Origin of the sequence: Anoxybacillus eryuanensis, from assembly GCF_051200995.1 — a bacterium.
Lineage (GTDB): Bacteria > Bacillota > Bacilli > Bacillales > Anoxybacillaceae > Anoxybacillus > Anoxybacillus tengchongensis.
The window spans coordinates 153,117-169,843 of sequence record NZ_JBPODS010000003.1; the positions used below are offsets into that span (position 1 = coordinate 153,117).

Here is a 16,727-nt window from a genome sequence, read left to right on the forward strand (position 1 = left end):
TAAACAAATTGTAAAATTTTTCGACAAAATCCGACGGCTTTCGTATATTGTGGATAACTTTATACACATTACCCACACATATTTATCAACTTTTTCTACACGTTATAAACAATTCATCCACACTTTATCCACGCCACTTGTGGATAATTAGAACAATTGTTCTTATTTTTGATTTATGGTAAAGTGAAGATAAACCTACCATTATATGTATACACGTATTGATGTATACCTTAGGAGGCGAAAAAAATGAAATGTTTGCCTGACGACTTATTAATCGAATCATACTACAAAGCGAAAGAGTTGCAATTAAGTAAAGAGTTTATTCAACTGATTGAACGTGAAATTTTCCGTCGCCGTCTTGAACATAAACTAAAACAATCATCATCGGCTTGAGCCTTTATTGGCTCTTTTTCTTTTGTGTCAAAAAACCGATCCGTTGTCCCATTTTCACTTCAAGTGGCGGAACGATTTGTTCGTCTAACGTAAATACATCTTTTTCAAACAATAACACAACGGTTGAACCGAACGAAAAATATCCGATTTCTTCTCCTTTTTTTACGTAATCATGCTCATGCGTTAATTCAATGCTGTTGACAAACATCGCCCCGACTTTCACAATAGCCGTATACATGCCATTTGTACACAGTTCCGTAATTCTTCTGTAATTTTTAGAAAGGGGCGCCTTGCCATATTTCAATCCAAGGCGGTTTACCGGATATGACTTGTTGCCGAGCTCCCACTGCTTTACAACCTCCCCACATATTGGGCTATGAATGCGATGATAATGACTCGGACTTAAATACAAAATAATAAACGTTCCATGCAAATATTTTTCAGCTATTCGGTCATCGCCGAGCATTTCACGAATGGAGTACGTTTTCCCTTTGACGATGATTTCTTTTTGATCCGTAATGATGCCGACATCTTCGATGACTGCATCGACAGGGCTGACGACGCTATCTGGATGCGCATCAACTGGACGAAGACCTTCTTTTAATGTGCGAACGAACAGTTGTTGGAGCGTTTCGTATTCGTGCAACTTTTTTTCCATTTCTTCTTCATTAACTTTATATACTTTCGCATAAGATGGAATGACTAACCGACTCCATTTCGAACGTGTGAACGAAGCGAGACATTTCGATGTCAATGGCTGATTTGTCAATTCAATAAATAGTCGATATAACCACTTCACCAACGACTTTCCCTCCTAAAGTAAAGAATGTCCTTTACTAGTTTGCTTATTATCAATAAAATATTAGTAACCGAGTGATATTTTTGGCAAGTGGGTCGGCACGATTTTAATAAAGGAGTGAATTTATATGTTTTTATCGGATTATATTGATCATACCATTAAAAAACTTAAAGCGCATACGGCAAACGTATTGACGTTAACAAACTTAAGCTTAGGCGGTTTCGCAATTTTATTTGCGGTGAAAGGCCAGCTGAACGTTTCTGTATTATTTATTTTTTTAGCAGCACTTGCCGATCGTTTTGACGGGACAGTCGCTCGGAAAATGAACATCGAATCGGACTTAGGGAAACAATTGGACTCAATGAGTGATATTATATCATTTGGAGTAGCACCTGCACTATTACTTTATCAAGGATTATTGCACGAATTTGGTGCACCTGGCTCATTTTTTACGATTTTTTATATCGGTTGTGGAGCCTTTCGCCTAGCGCGATTTAACATTACTGAAAGCAACGGATATTTCACCGGTTTGCCGATTACAGCGGCAGGTTGTTTATTGACGCTCAGCTATTTAACGATTCATTACTTCCCGCCTTATGTCTTTATTTTTATTATTTTTACGCTTTCTCTTTTAATGGTTGGTCCATTCAAGCTAAAGAAAATTTAACCCTTGAAGTTTTCCACTTCAAGGGTTTTTTTCGTACAAATTTCCCTTTTCAAACATTCGGATAAATTATATGATAAACTTGGATTTATTTTTCAATCTACAACTACAACTAGAGGTGATATCATGGACCGTACGTCCTTAATCGGGCTCATTCTTGGCATTATCGCTGTCGGTGTCGGAATGGTGTTTAAAGGTGTAAGCCCATCTGTGCTCATTAACCCTGCTGCGATTTTAATCATTTTATTAGGGACAGCGGCAGCCGTTACGATCGCCTTTCCAACGAAAGAAATTTCGAAAGTGCCGAAACTGTTTGGAGTTATTTTTAAAGAATCAAAAACACCAAAAATTGAAGAACTCATCCCGCTGTTTGTCGAGTGGGCAAACATCGCTCGTCGCGAAGGATTGCTCGCTTTAGAGGCAAAAATTGCTGAAATCGATGACCCATTTTTACGCAACGGATTAAGTTTAGCCATTGACGGACAGTCACAAGAATTTATTCGCGATGTCATGACAGAAGAAATTGAAGCGATGGAAGAACGCCACTTAGCGAATGCTACCATTTTTACACAAGCCGGCACATATGCCCCAACGCTCGGGGTACTTGGTGCCGTCGTCGGATTAATCGCTGCGTTGCAAGATATGTCTGATATTGAGCGTCTCGGTCACGCCATTAGTGCGGCGTTCGTTGCGACACTTATGGGGATTTTTACAGGATACGTCCTTTGGCATCCCTTTGCGAACAAATTAAAACGGAAATCAAAAGAAGAAATTAAAGTGCGACAAGTAATGATCGAAGGTGTGCTTTCCATTATTGAAGGACAAGCACCTCGAGCGATTGAGCAAAAATTAGCTTCTTATTTACCGATGAGCGAACGTCAAAAACTTTTAGGACAAGGAGCTCAAAATAATGGCGAAAAAGCATAAAAAACATCATCATGAAGAACATGTCGATGAAAGCTGGCTCATTCCGTACGCCGACTTATTAACATTGTTGCTTGCGCTATTTATCGTATTGTTCGCAAGTAGTCAAATTGATTCAAAAAAGTTTATGGAAATTGCGCGCGCGTTTAATAGCGTATTTACAGGCGGGACAGGGGCGTTACAATATTTAAGCCCGATCGAAAGAGAAGAGATGGACTCTGTCATTAAAGACTCGCCAAATCAAAAGCCGTACGTTAAAATTTCAAAAGAAGAATACGAGGAATTAAAAAAGATTCAAAGTAAATTTAACGAATACGTCAAAACGAATCAATTGAGTGGAGAATTATCTGTAGCGATGACAGAGGAAGGGTTACTTGTTACGATCGCAAACGATGTGCTGTTTGATTCGGGCAGTGCTGACATTAAACCGCAATATCGCGATGTCGCCAAAAAAATATCAAACTTGCTTGTCATGAATCCACCGCGCAACATCGTCATTAGCGGACATACGGACAACGTACCGATCAACAATGCGAAGTTTGCTTCAAACTGGGAATTAAGCGTCATGCGCGCCGTTAACTTTATGAAACTGTTGCTTGAAAATACAAAGTTAAATCCACAATTATTTAGCGCAAAAGGATACGGTGAATTTAAACCGATCGCTTCCAACGCCACACCAGAAGGACGCGCCAAAAACCGACGTGTAGAAATTTTAATTATGCCACAAGAGCCAGCACGATAAAAGCGAGGGACGCTCCCTCGCTTTTATCATCCTGTCAATATATCGCCATTCGGATAACGAATATTTGTTTTTTTCGGTTTCGCAATCGAATACACGAGCGTTAACGGACCTAACTTTCCAAACAACATAACGCCAATAATGAGCATTTTCCCAACCGTTGATAAATGCGGCGTCAAATTCATCGAGAGTCCAACGGTCCCAAATGCAGATACTACTTCAAATAAAAGAGCAAGAAGCGAGGCGTCTTCTGTAAGTGTCAACATCATCGTCACAACAAAAATAAACAACATACTCATCGATGCAATCGCTAACGCACGCAAAATGATCGTATGGCGAATCGTTCTCATCCCAATCACTGTTTCTTCTTTTCCTTTTAGAAAACTCATCACCGCAAACACGATGACCGCAAATGTTGTCAGTTTAATTCCTCCACCGGTCGATGTGCTTCCTGCTCCGATAAACATAAGAAAAATCATAAGCATCGCTGTCGGCTGTTCAAGTGATCCAATATCAATCGTATTAAACCCTGCTGTTCTTGGTGTAATGCCTTGAAAATATGCAGCCCATAACTGTTCAAAAAGCGAAAGTGAACCGAGCGTTTTCGGATTATGACGTTCAAATAAAAATATGGCAACAATCGCCACAACATTCACAACAAGCGTCATGATTAACATGAGTTTCGTATGGAGAGACAGTTTTCTCCAACGCCGTTGATACAATACGTCAAACACAACGGTAAAACCAAGACCTCCGATGATCACGAGCAAAGAAACGGTAACGTTGACGATCGGGTCACCGACAAAACGTGACAAATTATCCGGCCATAATGCAAACCCTGCATTATTAAACGATGCGATGGTGTGAAAAAGACTGTAATACAATCCTTTTGCCCACCCCATTTTCGGAACCCAATCGATCGCTAACAACGCCGCTCCGACAACTTCCATGAATAAAGCAAACAACAATAAATTGCGCGCCAAACGAATGACGCCGCCAAGCGATGGTTGATTTAGGGCTTCCTGCATCAACATGCGCTGCTTCATTCCGATTTTTTTTCCGAGCACAATGACAACGAGCACCGCAAAGGTCATAATCCCAAGCCCACCCACTTGAATGAGCACCATTAAAACGACTTCTCCAAACAACGTGAACGTAGAGCCGGGATCAACTGGCGCTAGTCCAGTTACTGTCGCTGCGGACGTGGATAAAAAGAATGCATCAAGCCAGCTAATATGTTTATTTGTTGCGATCGGCAACTTCAACAACACCCCACCAATAACGACGAGAAAAAGAAACATAAACGCTAATAGTTGCGGCGGTGTCAGTTTTAACGGTTTCATCATCGCCCTTCTCACGATTCATCCTTCTTTCTTATGTATATTTACAGTTTCCAATTATACGTCATTTTCTTTCACAAAACAAAAAAATCGTGTGTCCAAACACGAACAAGTTTTCTAATGCATATACATACATAAGCAACAAATGACCACCTGTGAGGTGAACGATGATGGGCACTATTTTTTCTGCACTTGCTTTGTTTATAAAAGAGCTTGTCTTTTTAGTTTCTTATGTGAAAAACAATGCCTTCCCGCAACCGCTCGATGCAAAAGAAGAAGCGATGTATTTAAAACAGATGGCTAAAGGAGACGAACACGCCCGAAATAAGCTAATCGAACATAATTTACGTCTCGTTGCGCACATTGTAAAGAAGTTTGAAAACACTGGAGAAGATCCAGAAGATTTAATTTCAATCGGCACAATCGGCTTAATTAAAGCGATCGAAAGCTACTCAACCGGAAAAGGGACGAAACTCGCCACTTATGCAGCGCGTTGTATTGAAAATGAAATACTTATGCATTTACGTTCGCTCAAAAAAACAAAAAAAGATGTATCTCTTCATGATCCAATCGGGCAAGATCGCGACGGAAACGAAATTAGCTTGCTAGATGTATTAAAGTCGGAAGATGAGGACATCAGCGATATGATTGAAAAAAATAATGAGCTTGAAAACATCGCCCAACATTTGCACGTCCTTGACGATCGTGAACGCCAAGTCATTGTTAGTCGTTTCGGCTTAAACATGCAACCTGAACGCACCCAACGCGAAATCGCCAAAGAACTCGGCATTTCTCGCAGCTACGTCTCACGTATCGAAAAACGCGCATTAATGAAGCTATTTCATGAATGTTATAAACATGATAAAGGAAAAAAAGGATCATAAACAAAAGGTGTCCCACACAATCGGGACACCTTTTTTCATACACGAACCTGTCGTCTATGACGCATCCGTTTTTCCATGTAGTAAACAGGAACAATAACAACTGCCCAAAATGTAAAGTGACCAAAAATAACAAGTAGCGGATGGCTGCTGCCGTGACGTTCTTTATGAGGAAACTCCCCTTCGCGAAACTTTTCGGGTGGTGGAAATGCTTTGCTCGCTTGTGCTACTTTTTGCTCAAACTTCGGCTTAAACGCCTCCTCATTCGGTTTTACATTGACTGCTAGCCACTGCATGCTTCCGAAAAATAACGCAAGCACCAACGCAGCAGCCACAAGCGCTCCTTTCCGCCAACTTCCTTCTTTTGTTTTAAACATTTTCCGAAACATACCCATAATCCATTGCCAATGTAATGCAATGTGAACGCCGACAAGCACAAGCGTCACATTCGAAAAAACATCATGAAGCTCTCGCAAAACGTGATTCTCCCCACCTGCAATATGCGGAAAAACGACTTTGGAAATAAGAATGCCTGTCACAATAATTCCCGTCATCGATATAAACAACAATATATTTAGCAAAAAACTAAATCTCGTCTTCCCCGAAAGCGAACGATCAAACATTTTTTTCACCGTATGGACAACCCATTTATAGTTTAATGCAACATGAACCAAAACAGCCACACCAATCACTAACCCCGTCACTTCATGAAACGGCAACCCATTAAACACCCTCGGATTCATTAACAACACAAACATAATCGCCAACGATACATCTAATATGATTTTTACAATATTTTTCTTCAACACATATCCCCCGCATTCACATATCATTTACCGTATATCGTAAATGTACTAGCCGATGGTGAAAATTAAGTGAAAGGGGGAGGGTTTATCCCACTACGTTCAAATAAAACAATAAGCATTTTTTCATGCGTTTTCACGATCGCGCGCCCCTTTACATCCCACTACGTTCAAATAAAACTCCGACGTCACATTTGTTGAAACAAAAATCATTAATCTTTACATCCCACTACGTTCAAATAAAACCAAACAGATATGAAGTATATTGAAAAGGCTCGAATTTACTTTACATCCCACTACGTTCAAATAAAACTGCTTAAAGAAGGACAGCAAATTCCAGGATGCGAGCCTTTACATCCCACTACGTTCAAATAAAACATAATAGGCGCTTTTGTACCACTTGTTGTATCGCTCTTTACATCCCACTACGTTCAAATAAAACTGAAACTATCCGCCGAAATATTCGAGCGCAACAGGAGTACTTTACATCCCACTACGTTCAAATAAAACTTTGCAAGTTTTGAAGTAAACGTGCGCTCCAAATTGTCTTTACATCCCACTACGTTCAAATAAAACGCGCTTGCTTTTGTGAATCGCTCGATCTGCCCCCACATGTCTTTACATCCCACTACGTTCAAATAAAACCTCCCATTCGGCTTCGTTCCATTCGGGAAGCAGTTGATCTTTACATCCCACTACGTTCAAATAAAACCCAAAGTTCTTCCGCTTCTCTAGCCGTATAGACAAGGCTTTACATCCCACTACGTTCAAATAAAACTTAATACCTGTCTAACACACTAGGTTAATAGCCATCGTTCTTTACATCCCACTACGTTCAAATAAAACGTAATTCAACACATCCGTGTCATCGTACTCAACAAGTTGCTTTACATCCCACTACGTTCAAATAAAACCACGAACTGTTCCTGCTGTCGTCGTGATGACAGTAAGCTTTACATCCCACTACGTTCAAATAAAACCTGGAAGATTGTCGTAACCATTGTCGTCTACGTTCGTTCTTTACATCCCACTACGTTCAAATAAAACTAGAAAAAATATACAAATAGCACGCCAGCTTGCTTTAGAACTTTACATCCCACTACGTTCAAATAAAACAGGTGGGTCGAATTTTCGAAGTGGCACGGCTAGTTACAGCTTTACATCCCACTACGTTCAAATAAAACTATACATCTTCTTAATGCCATCAGCGCCTTCTTTGTAGCTTTACATCCCACTACGTTCAAATAAAACAAATATAAACAAAAGAAAAATCATGAGATTGTGACGCCTTTACATCCCACTACGTTCAAATAAAACGTTGTCGCTGTTATTGCGTTCACCCACATGATCATGCTTTACATCCCACTACGTTCAAATAAAACTATCAAAGAAACGTCGAACACCATATGAAATCAAGCTTTACATCCCACTACGTTCAAATAAAACGAAGAAGCTATTCGGCTTCTGTATTCCGAGCGGACTTTACATCCCACTACGTTCAAATAAAACACCCACACTTCCTGTCGCATTTCGGATCGCCAAAGCGTCTTTACATCCCACTACGTTCAAATAAAACAAATATTAAATACACTTATATATCTATTCGTATTAAACTTTACATCCCACTACGTTCAAATAAAACCTGCAACAACTGCAGCTACAGCTAAACCAATAGGACCTTTACATCCCACTACGTTCAAATAAAACGTAATTGATTAGCTTTAAACGCATATTCACCTCTTTCGTCTTTACATCCCACTACGTTCAAATAAAACACGTTTGTTTATATTCTTTTAAAAGTTCCTCCATCTTTACATCCCACTACGTTCAAATAAAACTTTTTCATCTTCCAACACCACATCGCTCACATTCAATCTTTACATCCCACTACGTTCAAATAAAACTTGGCACAATTCGGATTTGATGTGACAACAAAGGAACTTTACATCCCACTACGTTCAAATAAAACGAGGAAAAATCAAGTATTTTCTTCAACTCACTCTTGACTTTACATCCCACTACGTTCAAATAAAACGTTGGTCAACAAGTGCGAACATAGGTCGGAATGTGTCTTTACATCCCACTACGTTCAAATAAAACGCCAACTGTGTGACGATACGATCAAGTACGTGTGACTTTACATCCCACTACGTTCAAATAAAACTAAACTTCTTCCCCTCATGCGACGAGTTTCTTCAAAACTTTACATCCCACTACGTTCAAATAAAACCACCCTTGCGCTCACCTCCAATGGCGACCTCTTTGCGCTTTACATCCCACTACGTTCAAATAAAACGTTGGAATGTACACAACCCCTTTAGCTGTACACGACTTTACATCCCACTACGTTCAAATAAAACCAAATCCGCTACTGAAGTGTACGATACAACATCAGCGACTTTACATCCCACTACGTTCAAATAAAACTTACTGGCTCCGTTCCTGGTTCTGTTCCTGGCTCTGTCTTTACATCCCACTACGTTCAAATAAAACTTGGGTTCGTTGTTCTTTTCGAAAGGTGCATTTGACTTTACATCCCACTACGTTCAAATAAAACTTCTCCTTGCCATATCGCTATTTGTTGAGCGACAGGCGCCTTTACATCCCACTACGTTCAAATAAAACGGTTGGCTCGATCCGCTTTACAGTTATGAAGGAGATACTTTACATCCCACTACGTTCAAATAAAACTATCAATATGATTTTTTTTTCTGATGAGTTCATGCTCGACTTTACATCCCACTACGTTCAAATAAAACAAAAGATATAAAATTAAAAAAATCGAAAGGTATAGAAAACTTTACATCCCACTACGTTCAAATAAAACTTACGAGTGGTGCAGAGAGATACAACGTAGGTACGAGGCTTTACATCCCACTACGTTCAAATAAAACTTCATGCACAGAGTAATTGCTAATACTCCAGATGATACTTTACATCCCACTACGTTCAAATAAAACTGCGCCTCCTCCTTTTTTGACCTGCCTCGTCAGCGCGCTTTACATCCCACTACGTTCAAATAAAACTTCTAATGAGATTATCGAAAAATTTGTTTATTATCAGTCTTTACATCCCACTACGTTCAAATAAAACTACACCGTCAAAGCAGAAAGTAAGACTCCTCTATACACTTTACATCCCACTACGTTCAAATAAAACCAACGCTGCGAAGCGACAGGAGAAATTTTAAATGGCTTTACATCCCACTACGTTCAAATAAAACTTTATTTTTTATTTATTTTTTGAGTGGAGCGGGATGGTTCTTTACATCCCACTACGTTCAAATAAAACTTGTTCGCAAATCCGACCGATCCCTTTTTCTTTCCACTTTACATCCCACTACGTTCAAATAAAACCATAGCGGTGTTCGCCCATGAAAGTCTTGCGGAACGCTTTACATCCCACTACGTTCAAATAAAACAAACGCTAACCAAAGAAATTAGTATTGATGAAGCAACTTTACATCCCACTACGTTCAAATAAAACTTGTTTTAATAACTTTCTTGCGACCGCTTCATGACACTTTACATCCCACTACGTTCAAATAAAACATCAAAACAGTATTCAAACGGTTAAAGATTCGATTAAACTTTACATCCCACTACGTTCAAATAAAACTCCATACATATGTACCGCGCTTCGCGAAGACACATCTTTACATCCCACTACGTTCAAATAAAACAATACGGCAAGCCATTAATTGCATTTAACATCGCCTTGTCTTTACATCCCACTACGTTCAAATAAAACCAGGTTTGACTTCTTCTACCAAAAGTTGTTGTGTTCGCTTTACATCCCACTACGTTCAAATAAAACCAAACTCCAACGGGCGCAAGGCTTTCACGCATCCCCCTTTACATCCCACTACGTTCAAATAAAACTTTTTCAGCGCTTTTCGAAAATGATAATGAACAAGTTTCTTTACATCCCACTACGTTCAAATAAAACGTGAACTTCGCCAAGAAAATTCACTTTCCAAACCCATTTCTTTACATCCCACTACGTTCAAATAAAACGTTAGCTGAAAGAAAAGCGGCGGGAAAGCAAATTGCTTTACATCCCACTACGTTCAAATAAAACTTCGATCCAGCCAATAGCTTTTTCAATAGTACGATCCTTTACATCCCACTACGTTCAAATAAAACTTGAAGAGCGTCAAGAAACGCTTTTTGTGAAGGTGCCTTTACATCCCACTACGTTCAAATAAAACGAGGACACCCCCCCTTATGCCCCTTGCGTCGCGTTATCTTTACATCCCACTACGTTCAAATAAAACACTGATTGCCGTATGTACCGAGTGCAAAGCAGAACATGCTTTACATCCCACTACGTTCAAATAAAACCAACTACAAAAACAGTATGCCAATCCATTCTATGTTCAACTTTACATCCCACTACGTTCAAATAAAACGACCTTTGTATACACGCACTTTCCTTTTTCGTTTTTTCTTTACATCCCACTACGTTCAAATAAAACTTGTTTTTTCAACTCTTGCATCAACTCGTCATACGTTTCTTTACATCCCACTACGTTCAAATAAAACAAACAAGAAGATTTTGTTACTGACGCAACGCTGTATTTCTTTACATCCCACTACGTTCAAATAAAACGGGAACTAGACTCATTCGATAACATCTATCCTCTTGAACGTCTTTACATCCCACTACGTTCAAATAAAACACCGAACGAGAACGAGAAGTGTATCTCATGTCACGCTTTACATCCCACTACGTTCAAATAAAACGAAATGAAATTGTATATGCGATTGCTGAGCTGTTAGGGCTTTACATCCCACTACGTTCAAATAAAACTTTGACCGTAAATGGACAGCTTGTCCATGAGTTCTTTCTTTACATCCCACTACGTTCAAATAAAACACGGAACCCTGTCGGTATGCCGTTTATCCCTTGCTTTGCTTTACATCCCACTACGTTCAAATAAAACGCATAATGGAAATTATTTATTCACCGATCGTACCCGACTTTACATCCCACTACGTTCAAATAAAACTATTAGCGACAAATCCAAAAATCCCATACACAGACACCTTTACATCCCACTACGTTCAAATAAAACAAACAACAACTTGGCACAGATAAAGACATTGAACATCTTTACATCCCACTACGTTCAAATAAAACCTTACTCGATTTTTACAGCAAACGCCGTAAAGGACGCTTTACATCCCACTACGTTCAAATAAAACTAGTAATACACGCATTTTTGCGTCGTCGTGCGCCTCTTTACATCCCACTACGTTCAAATAAAACTCAAACTCCATACCTAAGTGTTTCGCTATTTCTTCATCTTTACATCCCACTACGTTCAAATAAAACCCCCTAAAATCAAAAAATAAAAAGTGCTGTCATATCAACGATTTTTAGAAATCGTTGATATGACAATCTTCTGCGTTTTGCAGTAAAGTGCCAGTTGTGTTTTTCTTCTTCTTTAAAAGTACCGCATTTTTCATTGATATATCAAGCGTTTTGACCCATTTTTTAAAATTCGAGGTTCACTGCAAATGTTAAAGAAACAATTCATCAAAGTTTTTTTCTTGTCCAAACACTTGCTTTTTGATGCTCTTCGGATTAGCCACCTCGTAAATATAAATGGAATCCTCATCTTCATCAATGATTTGATCAATTTCATTTAAACATTTCATCAACAAACTTTTAGTAATTTCCCCCTCGAACACGGAGTTTTGCGTCCATGTTAAGTATTCTCTTAATTTTTTGCACACTTTATTTACACGCTTTTCTCCAACATCGTAGGTAATGATTACAAACATAACTACCACCATGCCTTCAATGGTTTATAAGGTTCATCGCCAATGAAATGCTTGATAAGCTTATAACATTCTAGGCGAATAAAATATCGATAACTTACTTTTCGCTTCAGTTTTCGATGTTGTACTGTTGTTGATAGTTTCTCATCCCACTCTTTAATAAAACGCTTTTTGCCTTCTTCATTTAACAAAACCATTCCATCTAGAAAATCAAAATGCTTCTGGGTGATGATACGGTTATTAATACAAGAAATAATCACGACATCAACAAGCAATGGCTTGAAAATCTCCGCCAAATCTAGACATAACGAAAATCTCTTCGTTGACGGTTCGTGCAAAAAGCTAATCGTCGGATCTAATTGTGTTTTATAAATTTCCGACAAAACAGTCGTATAGCAAAGCGAATTTCCAAACGAGATAAGGGCATTAAGTGGGTCTTGCGGTGGTTGTTTCGTTCGTTTTTCAAAGATAAAATTTTGCTTCAAAATCCCATTAAATGACTGATAATAATGCTGGCGAATGCGACCTTCTATCCCCATCAGTTCTTGGATCGTGGTAGCACTATCCATTTTCTTTACTTCTTCTTCGATAGTTTGCACATATGTCTCTGTTTTTTCTTTATACCGCCGAATATTCCGTAACATATGATGAACAGCACTTTGCAAAAATGCCTTCGCCATATATAACCGTTTTTCCAAGTCGAGATAATGGGCGCTTTGTTGTACTACAGTAAATCCTGAAACTTTTTTATTTCTTGGACAAAACGTTCCCGCATAAAAACCATAATAATTAAATACATGAAGGTGAACATCGTGCTGACTCAATAAATTTAATAGCGATGAGTTTAAATCTATTTCTCCAAATACATACAAATTGTCCGTTTGATGAACGGGAAGGCTTTTTTTATTTTCTTCTTCATCGAAGAAGTATAACGTATTGTCTTTTCGCTTCAGCCTCCCGTTAGAAAAAATATAGTGGTCTCTTAGCATTAATCATCACCCTCTAACGCAAAACAAAATTCATAATACGCGCATTTTGTACAATAAGGCAGTTTTTTTAACTTGGGTGGGGAGGACGAATGAACGATTGCATAAATTTCCTTTATCGCCTTTTCAATCGCTTTTTCATCTTTTTCTGTTAGTTCTACCTCTTCGGTTTTCCGCTCTTTCGTATAGCTGATTAGCCCCTTCTTCTCAATGCCCCGCTTCTTCAGCTCATACAAGTAATACAGCATTTGAAATCGATCGGCTTCTGACATTTTACTTGAAAGCTTAATTTCTCGAACGTACTCCCCATCCAAAGCATCTAACTTAAATGAATCGTCTATCAAAATCTCCCTTTCTTCCAACCGTGGATAAGCTCGATCGTGTAAAATCTTTCCCTCAATAACACGTTCATGTTCGTTTTCCATCGCAATTCCTTTGGAAAATAACCATAGCTTCCGTTTACACACTTTGTAATACTGCATTTGCACACCGCTAACCATGAATATAAACTCCCTCTTAATGTTGATTGGAAGAAGGTTTATCCAGTAAAATTCCCTTTCCTTTCAACTGTTCTCGATTAAAGTCGTATTCAACTTCGGCAATATATATGTGATTAAATGGCCTTGGCAGCCGCTCCGACACATATTTTTCTGCTACATATCGCTGAACGCTAACCGTCTTCTTTTCGATTTCCATTCGTAATTGCAATCGCTTTTTCCATTCTTTCTCTTTTTTATATTGCTCAAATAAATGCTCGATTCGATCATACATCGCTCGTGTGATGATTGGAATGTTTTGAATATCACGTAGTTTTTGTTGCGCTTCTCGTTTATCCATTCCGTATGGATCAAGATTGTCAAACATGTATAAAGCATCTTCAAATTCTTTCAAAAATGATGTTCCAGCTAATCGTTTTCGGTCATACAGTTTCGCTACCATCTCTACCTTTGCACGTTCGTCGATAATTTGGTAATTATACCGTCCTAACAGCCGAATACTTTCATTTACAAGATGTTCGTTATACACTCTTGGAATACCAGAGATATTTTCAGTGAAAATATGAATATTGCAACTGTCGTGATCTAGCGCTCTTTTGCGATAGCAGCGCCCAAACCGTTGAAATAAGCTATCTAATGTCGACATTTCCGTAAACAAATAATCAAAATCAATGTCAATGCTCGCTTCGACAAGTTGCGTCGTAATCCAAATTCCTCGTTCATTGTCTTCATTGAATTGTTTAATGCGTTTTTCTAACAACTGACGGTCTTCTTGTGTGAATTGTGAATGAAGTAAGGAAACAGGGACTTGTGCATCACTATCCAAAAATTTATCGTAAAGGCTCATCGCTTTACGAACAGTATTGACAATGACAAGTACTTGTGATGTTTCTCCCAAGTCCAATATCTCCCCAATCGCTTCCTCTATCCCCTCGGCACGCATGCAAATCCGATGACGATAGATGCTCGTATCTATAAACTCCCCAATAGCAATTTTGTCATCAGCAATAACTTTTCGCTGTTTTAGTTCCTCCAAATATAACGTCGGGAGTGTTGCAGTCATAATCATAAATCTTCCGCCTACACGATGGATCATTTCGAGCGACTTAATTAACATCGCCGCAATCCGTGGTTCATATGCTTGTATTTCATCAATGACCACTTTCGCATTTGCCATCGCTGCTAACTCTTTTTCAAAACCTTTATAATAAAATGGGAATTTTAAAATTTGATCGATTGTTGTAAGCAGCAGCTTCTTTGCAAAATGTTCAGACTGTTGCTTCAATTCTTCCCAATTTTCTTCCCCCTTCTCCATCAAATATTGCAAGCTCGTTGAGTGCAGTAACCCAACCGCATCGTAACCCATTTTCTCTTTTATTCTGTCGTATATCGCATTTATGCTTACCCGAAGCGGTAATGTAAAAAATGCTTTATCCTCTCGAATCCATAGCAGTGCCGCTTCGGTTTTCCCCATTCCTGTTTGAGCAATCGCAATGACGTGTTTATCATGATGTTGTTCAGCAAATTGTTGCAAATCGTTTTTATGAAACCTTTGTTTTTGCATATATTCATTTACATTTATGTAGATCGACTTTTCCACATCTCTTTCAACATCAATGTGCGCAGACGCGGCATGGTCTAAACGGTGCAATAACCCTTTCAACATGACATATTTCCAAAATGACTCTCCGTCATGATACGTATATCGATTTAATAGTCGATCCACGAACCGATACGAAAATTTTCCCGTCATCGGTAAACGCATATGCTCACTTAATTGAGGAAGCTGCTGTTTTATATCGTTTTCTAAAACGTGACGAATCATTTCTTTTTCTGGAAGTTGGTCACGCTCATGATGATAACCAACCGCGTGAATGAGTAGTCGCTCTTCTTCTTTCGTGAGGTCTAGCTGCTTTAGTGGGATACATCCTACTGACAAATAATTGTGAGGTACATTTGTTTCTACATCTGTTTCTAACGCGGATTCATGAATCGCCTGACGAATTTTGTTTTGAAATACTGTATTTGCTTTACCGACATCATGGTATTGAACAGCAACTTCTAACAACTTCCACATTTGCTCATCCATTAACATAAATCTATGACCGTAAGCATTTTTTAACAAATTTAAATTATGAAGGAGACGATCCGTATGTTCACGAATCGTCTCTTTTCCTTCTGATTTTGCATAAAAAATCATCGCTGTCCCTCCTGCAGATGATAAAAGACTAATTCCCCGTCTTCATCCATCCATGTCCCTTCTGGAGCTTCAATCCCTTTTTGTACATATCCAACGTTGATTTTTTCCCACTGCCGAATCCCGTTAACAATTTCATATTTCCAGTTGAGTTGATAAGGAATGCTTTTTGTTTCTCGATCAAGAAGATAACTAGGAATATAAGCATTCCATTGTAAAGTTTCCTCTTCCTCAAGCTCTTGCACTTCCACGAGTTTATATTCATCAATCCGAACTAAATCTTCCCAACGACCAAGGCTGTAATGAGTCGCACTATGCTCGATAGCATGAATGATTTTCTCCAAGATGTGTTGCTCTGCTTCGACATGGATTAATAAATGGACGTTGTGCAATAAATGCGTGTACATTGGCATCGTTGTTATTTCGTTTTTATCGTAAGAAAATTCCATTCGCGCCAATCCATCTAGGACAAGTGGGAAGCTTGATAGTTCTTTCTTTTTGAAAAAATAGTATCGCTGATAATCAAGTAGCTTCGCTTCATACGTCCCCTGTACACTCAATCGCATCGGGATAAACTGATTGGCATCAAGCAAAGCATGAATCATTCCTTTTACGGTTGAGTATGGCGGAAGCGGGTATGTTTCCGCCACTTTGGAAGCAAACGGCTTTTTATAGCACGCTGTTTCTTGAAATAGCTTTAATCGTAACGCTTTCATAC

General features: G+C 38.9%; 13 protein-coding genes and 1 CRISPR repeat array. Of the genes, 5 read left to right on the forward strand and 8 right to left on the reverse strand.

The annotated features are described in order from the left end of the window. The first annotated feature begins 246 nt into the window (after positions 1 to 246). Positions 247 to 393: a sporulation histidine kinase inhibitor Sda gene (locus tag HNQ84_RS05400; protein WP_032100116.1), complete on the forward strand. Its 147-nt coding sequence runs from the start codon at positions 247 to 249 to the stop codon at positions 391 to 393. A gap of 4 nt (positions 394 to 397) precedes the next feature. On the opposite strand, the gene HNQ84_RS05405 is transcribed toward HNQ84_RS05400, so the two are convergent. Next, positions 398 to 1,195 (reverse strand): phosphatidylserine decarboxylase, encoded by a 798-nt coding sequence (locus HNQ84_RS05405; protein ID WP_183246149.1) that lies wholly within the window; start codon positions 1,193 to 1,195, stop codon positions 398 to 400. 124 nt (positions 1,196 to 1,319) lie between these two features. Here HNQ84_RS05405 and pssA point away from each other — a divergent pair, with 124 nt between their 5' ends. The 3 genes from pssA to motB all read left to right on the forward strand — a co-directional run bounded on the left by pssA (position 1,320) and on the right by motB (position 3,522). Next, positions 1,320 to 1,859, forward strand: a complete 540-nt coding sequence (gene pssA / locus HNQ84_RS05410; protein WP_032100118.1) for a CDP-diacylglycerol--serine O-phosphatidyltransferase — start codon at positions 1,320 to 1,322, stop codon at positions 1,857 to 1,859. A 123-nt stretch (positions 1,860 to 1,982) separates the two neighbouring features. After that, on the forward strand, positions 1,983 to 2,783 hold the full coding sequence (motA, locus tag HNQ84_RS05415) for a flagellar motor stator protein MotA (protein WP_183241007.1): 801 nt from the start codon (positions 1,983 to 1,985) through the stop codon (positions 2,781 to 2,783). Further along, entirely contained in the window at positions 2,767 to 3,522 is a 756-nt protein-coding gene (gene motB / locus HNQ84_RS05420) for a flagellar motor protein MotB (protein WP_032100120.1), read from the forward strand. Before motA ends, motB begins: the two co-directional genes overlap by 17 nt. Positions 3,523 to 3,548: 26 nt before the next feature. On the opposite strand, the gene HNQ84_RS05425 is transcribed toward motB, so the two are convergent. Further along, positions 3,549 to 4,862 carry a TrkH family potassium uptake protein gene (locus HNQ84_RS05425; RefSeq protein ID WP_435621417.1) on the reverse strand — a complete coding sequence of 438 codons (1,314 nt, stop codon included), beginning with the start codon at positions 4,860 to 4,862 and terminating at the stop codon, positions 3,549 to 3,551. Positions 4,863 to 5,029: 167 nt separating this feature from the next. On the opposite strand from HNQ84_RS05425, the gene sigK reads away from it, so the two are divergent. Continuing rightward, positions 5,030 to 5,743 (forward strand): RNA polymerase sporulation sigma factor SigK, encoded by a 714-nt coding sequence (gene sigK / locus HNQ84_RS05430; protein ID WP_055441040.1) that lies wholly within the window; start codon positions 5,030 to 5,032, stop codon positions 5,741 to 5,743. Positions 5,744 to 5,778: 35 nt separating this feature from the next. Here the strand turns inward: sigK and HNQ84_RS05435 are convergent, their stop codons facing one another. The 6 genes from HNQ84_RS05435 to cas5b all read right to left on the reverse strand — a co-directional run bounded on the left by HNQ84_RS05435 (position 5,779) and on the right by cas5b (position 16,725). After that, a complete protein-coding gene (locus tag HNQ84_RS05435) occupies positions 5,779 to 6,549 on the reverse strand; it encodes a DUF4405 domain-containing protein (protein WP_435621418.1) in 771 nt (256 codons plus the stop codon). 78 nt (positions 6,550 to 6,627) lie between these two features. Further along, positions 6,628 to 11,880: direct repeats of the CRISPR family, unit length 29 nt; unit sequence CTTTACATCCCACTACGTTCAAATAAAAC. 188 nt (positions 11,881 to 12,068) lie between these two features. Next, the gene (gene cas2, locus HNQ84_RS05440; RefSeq protein ID WP_435621419.1) at positions 12,069 to 12,332 is read right to left on the reverse strand and encodes a CRISPR-associated endonuclease Cas2; all 264 of its coding nucleotides are present in this window, start codon (positions 12,330 to 12,332) and stop codon (positions 12,069 to 12,071) included. Positions 12,333 to 12,334: 2 nt separating this feature from the next. Beyond that, on the reverse strand, positions 12,335 to 13,318 hold the full coding sequence (gene cas1b, locus HNQ84_RS05445) for a type I-B CRISPR-associated endonuclease Cas1b (RefSeq protein ID WP_435621420.1): 984 nt from the start codon (positions 13,316 to 13,318) through the stop codon (positions 12,335 to 12,337). Beyond that, positions 13,318 to 13,815, reverse strand: a complete 498-nt coding sequence (gene cas4 / locus HNQ84_RS05450) for a CRISPR-associated protein Cas4 (protein ID WP_435621421.1) — start codon at positions 13,813 to 13,815, stop codon at positions 13,318 to 13,320. Before cas4 ends, cas1b begins: the two co-directional genes overlap by 1 nt. A gap of 16 nt (positions 13,816 to 13,831) precedes the next feature. Beyond that, positions 13,832 to 16,012, reverse strand: a complete 2,181-nt coding sequence (cas3, locus tag HNQ84_RS05455; protein WP_435621422.1) for a CRISPR-associated helicase Cas3' — start codon at positions 16,010 to 16,012, stop codon at positions 13,832 to 13,834. Continuing rightward, on the reverse strand, positions 16,009 to 16,725 hold the full coding sequence (gene cas5b, locus HNQ84_RS05460; protein ID WP_435621423.1) for a type I-B CRISPR-associated protein Cas5b: 717 nt from the start codon (positions 16,723 to 16,725) through the stop codon (positions 16,009 to 16,011). Before cas5b ends, cas3 begins: the two co-directional genes overlap by 4 nt. Positions 16,726 to 16,727 lie beyond the last annotated feature (2 nt).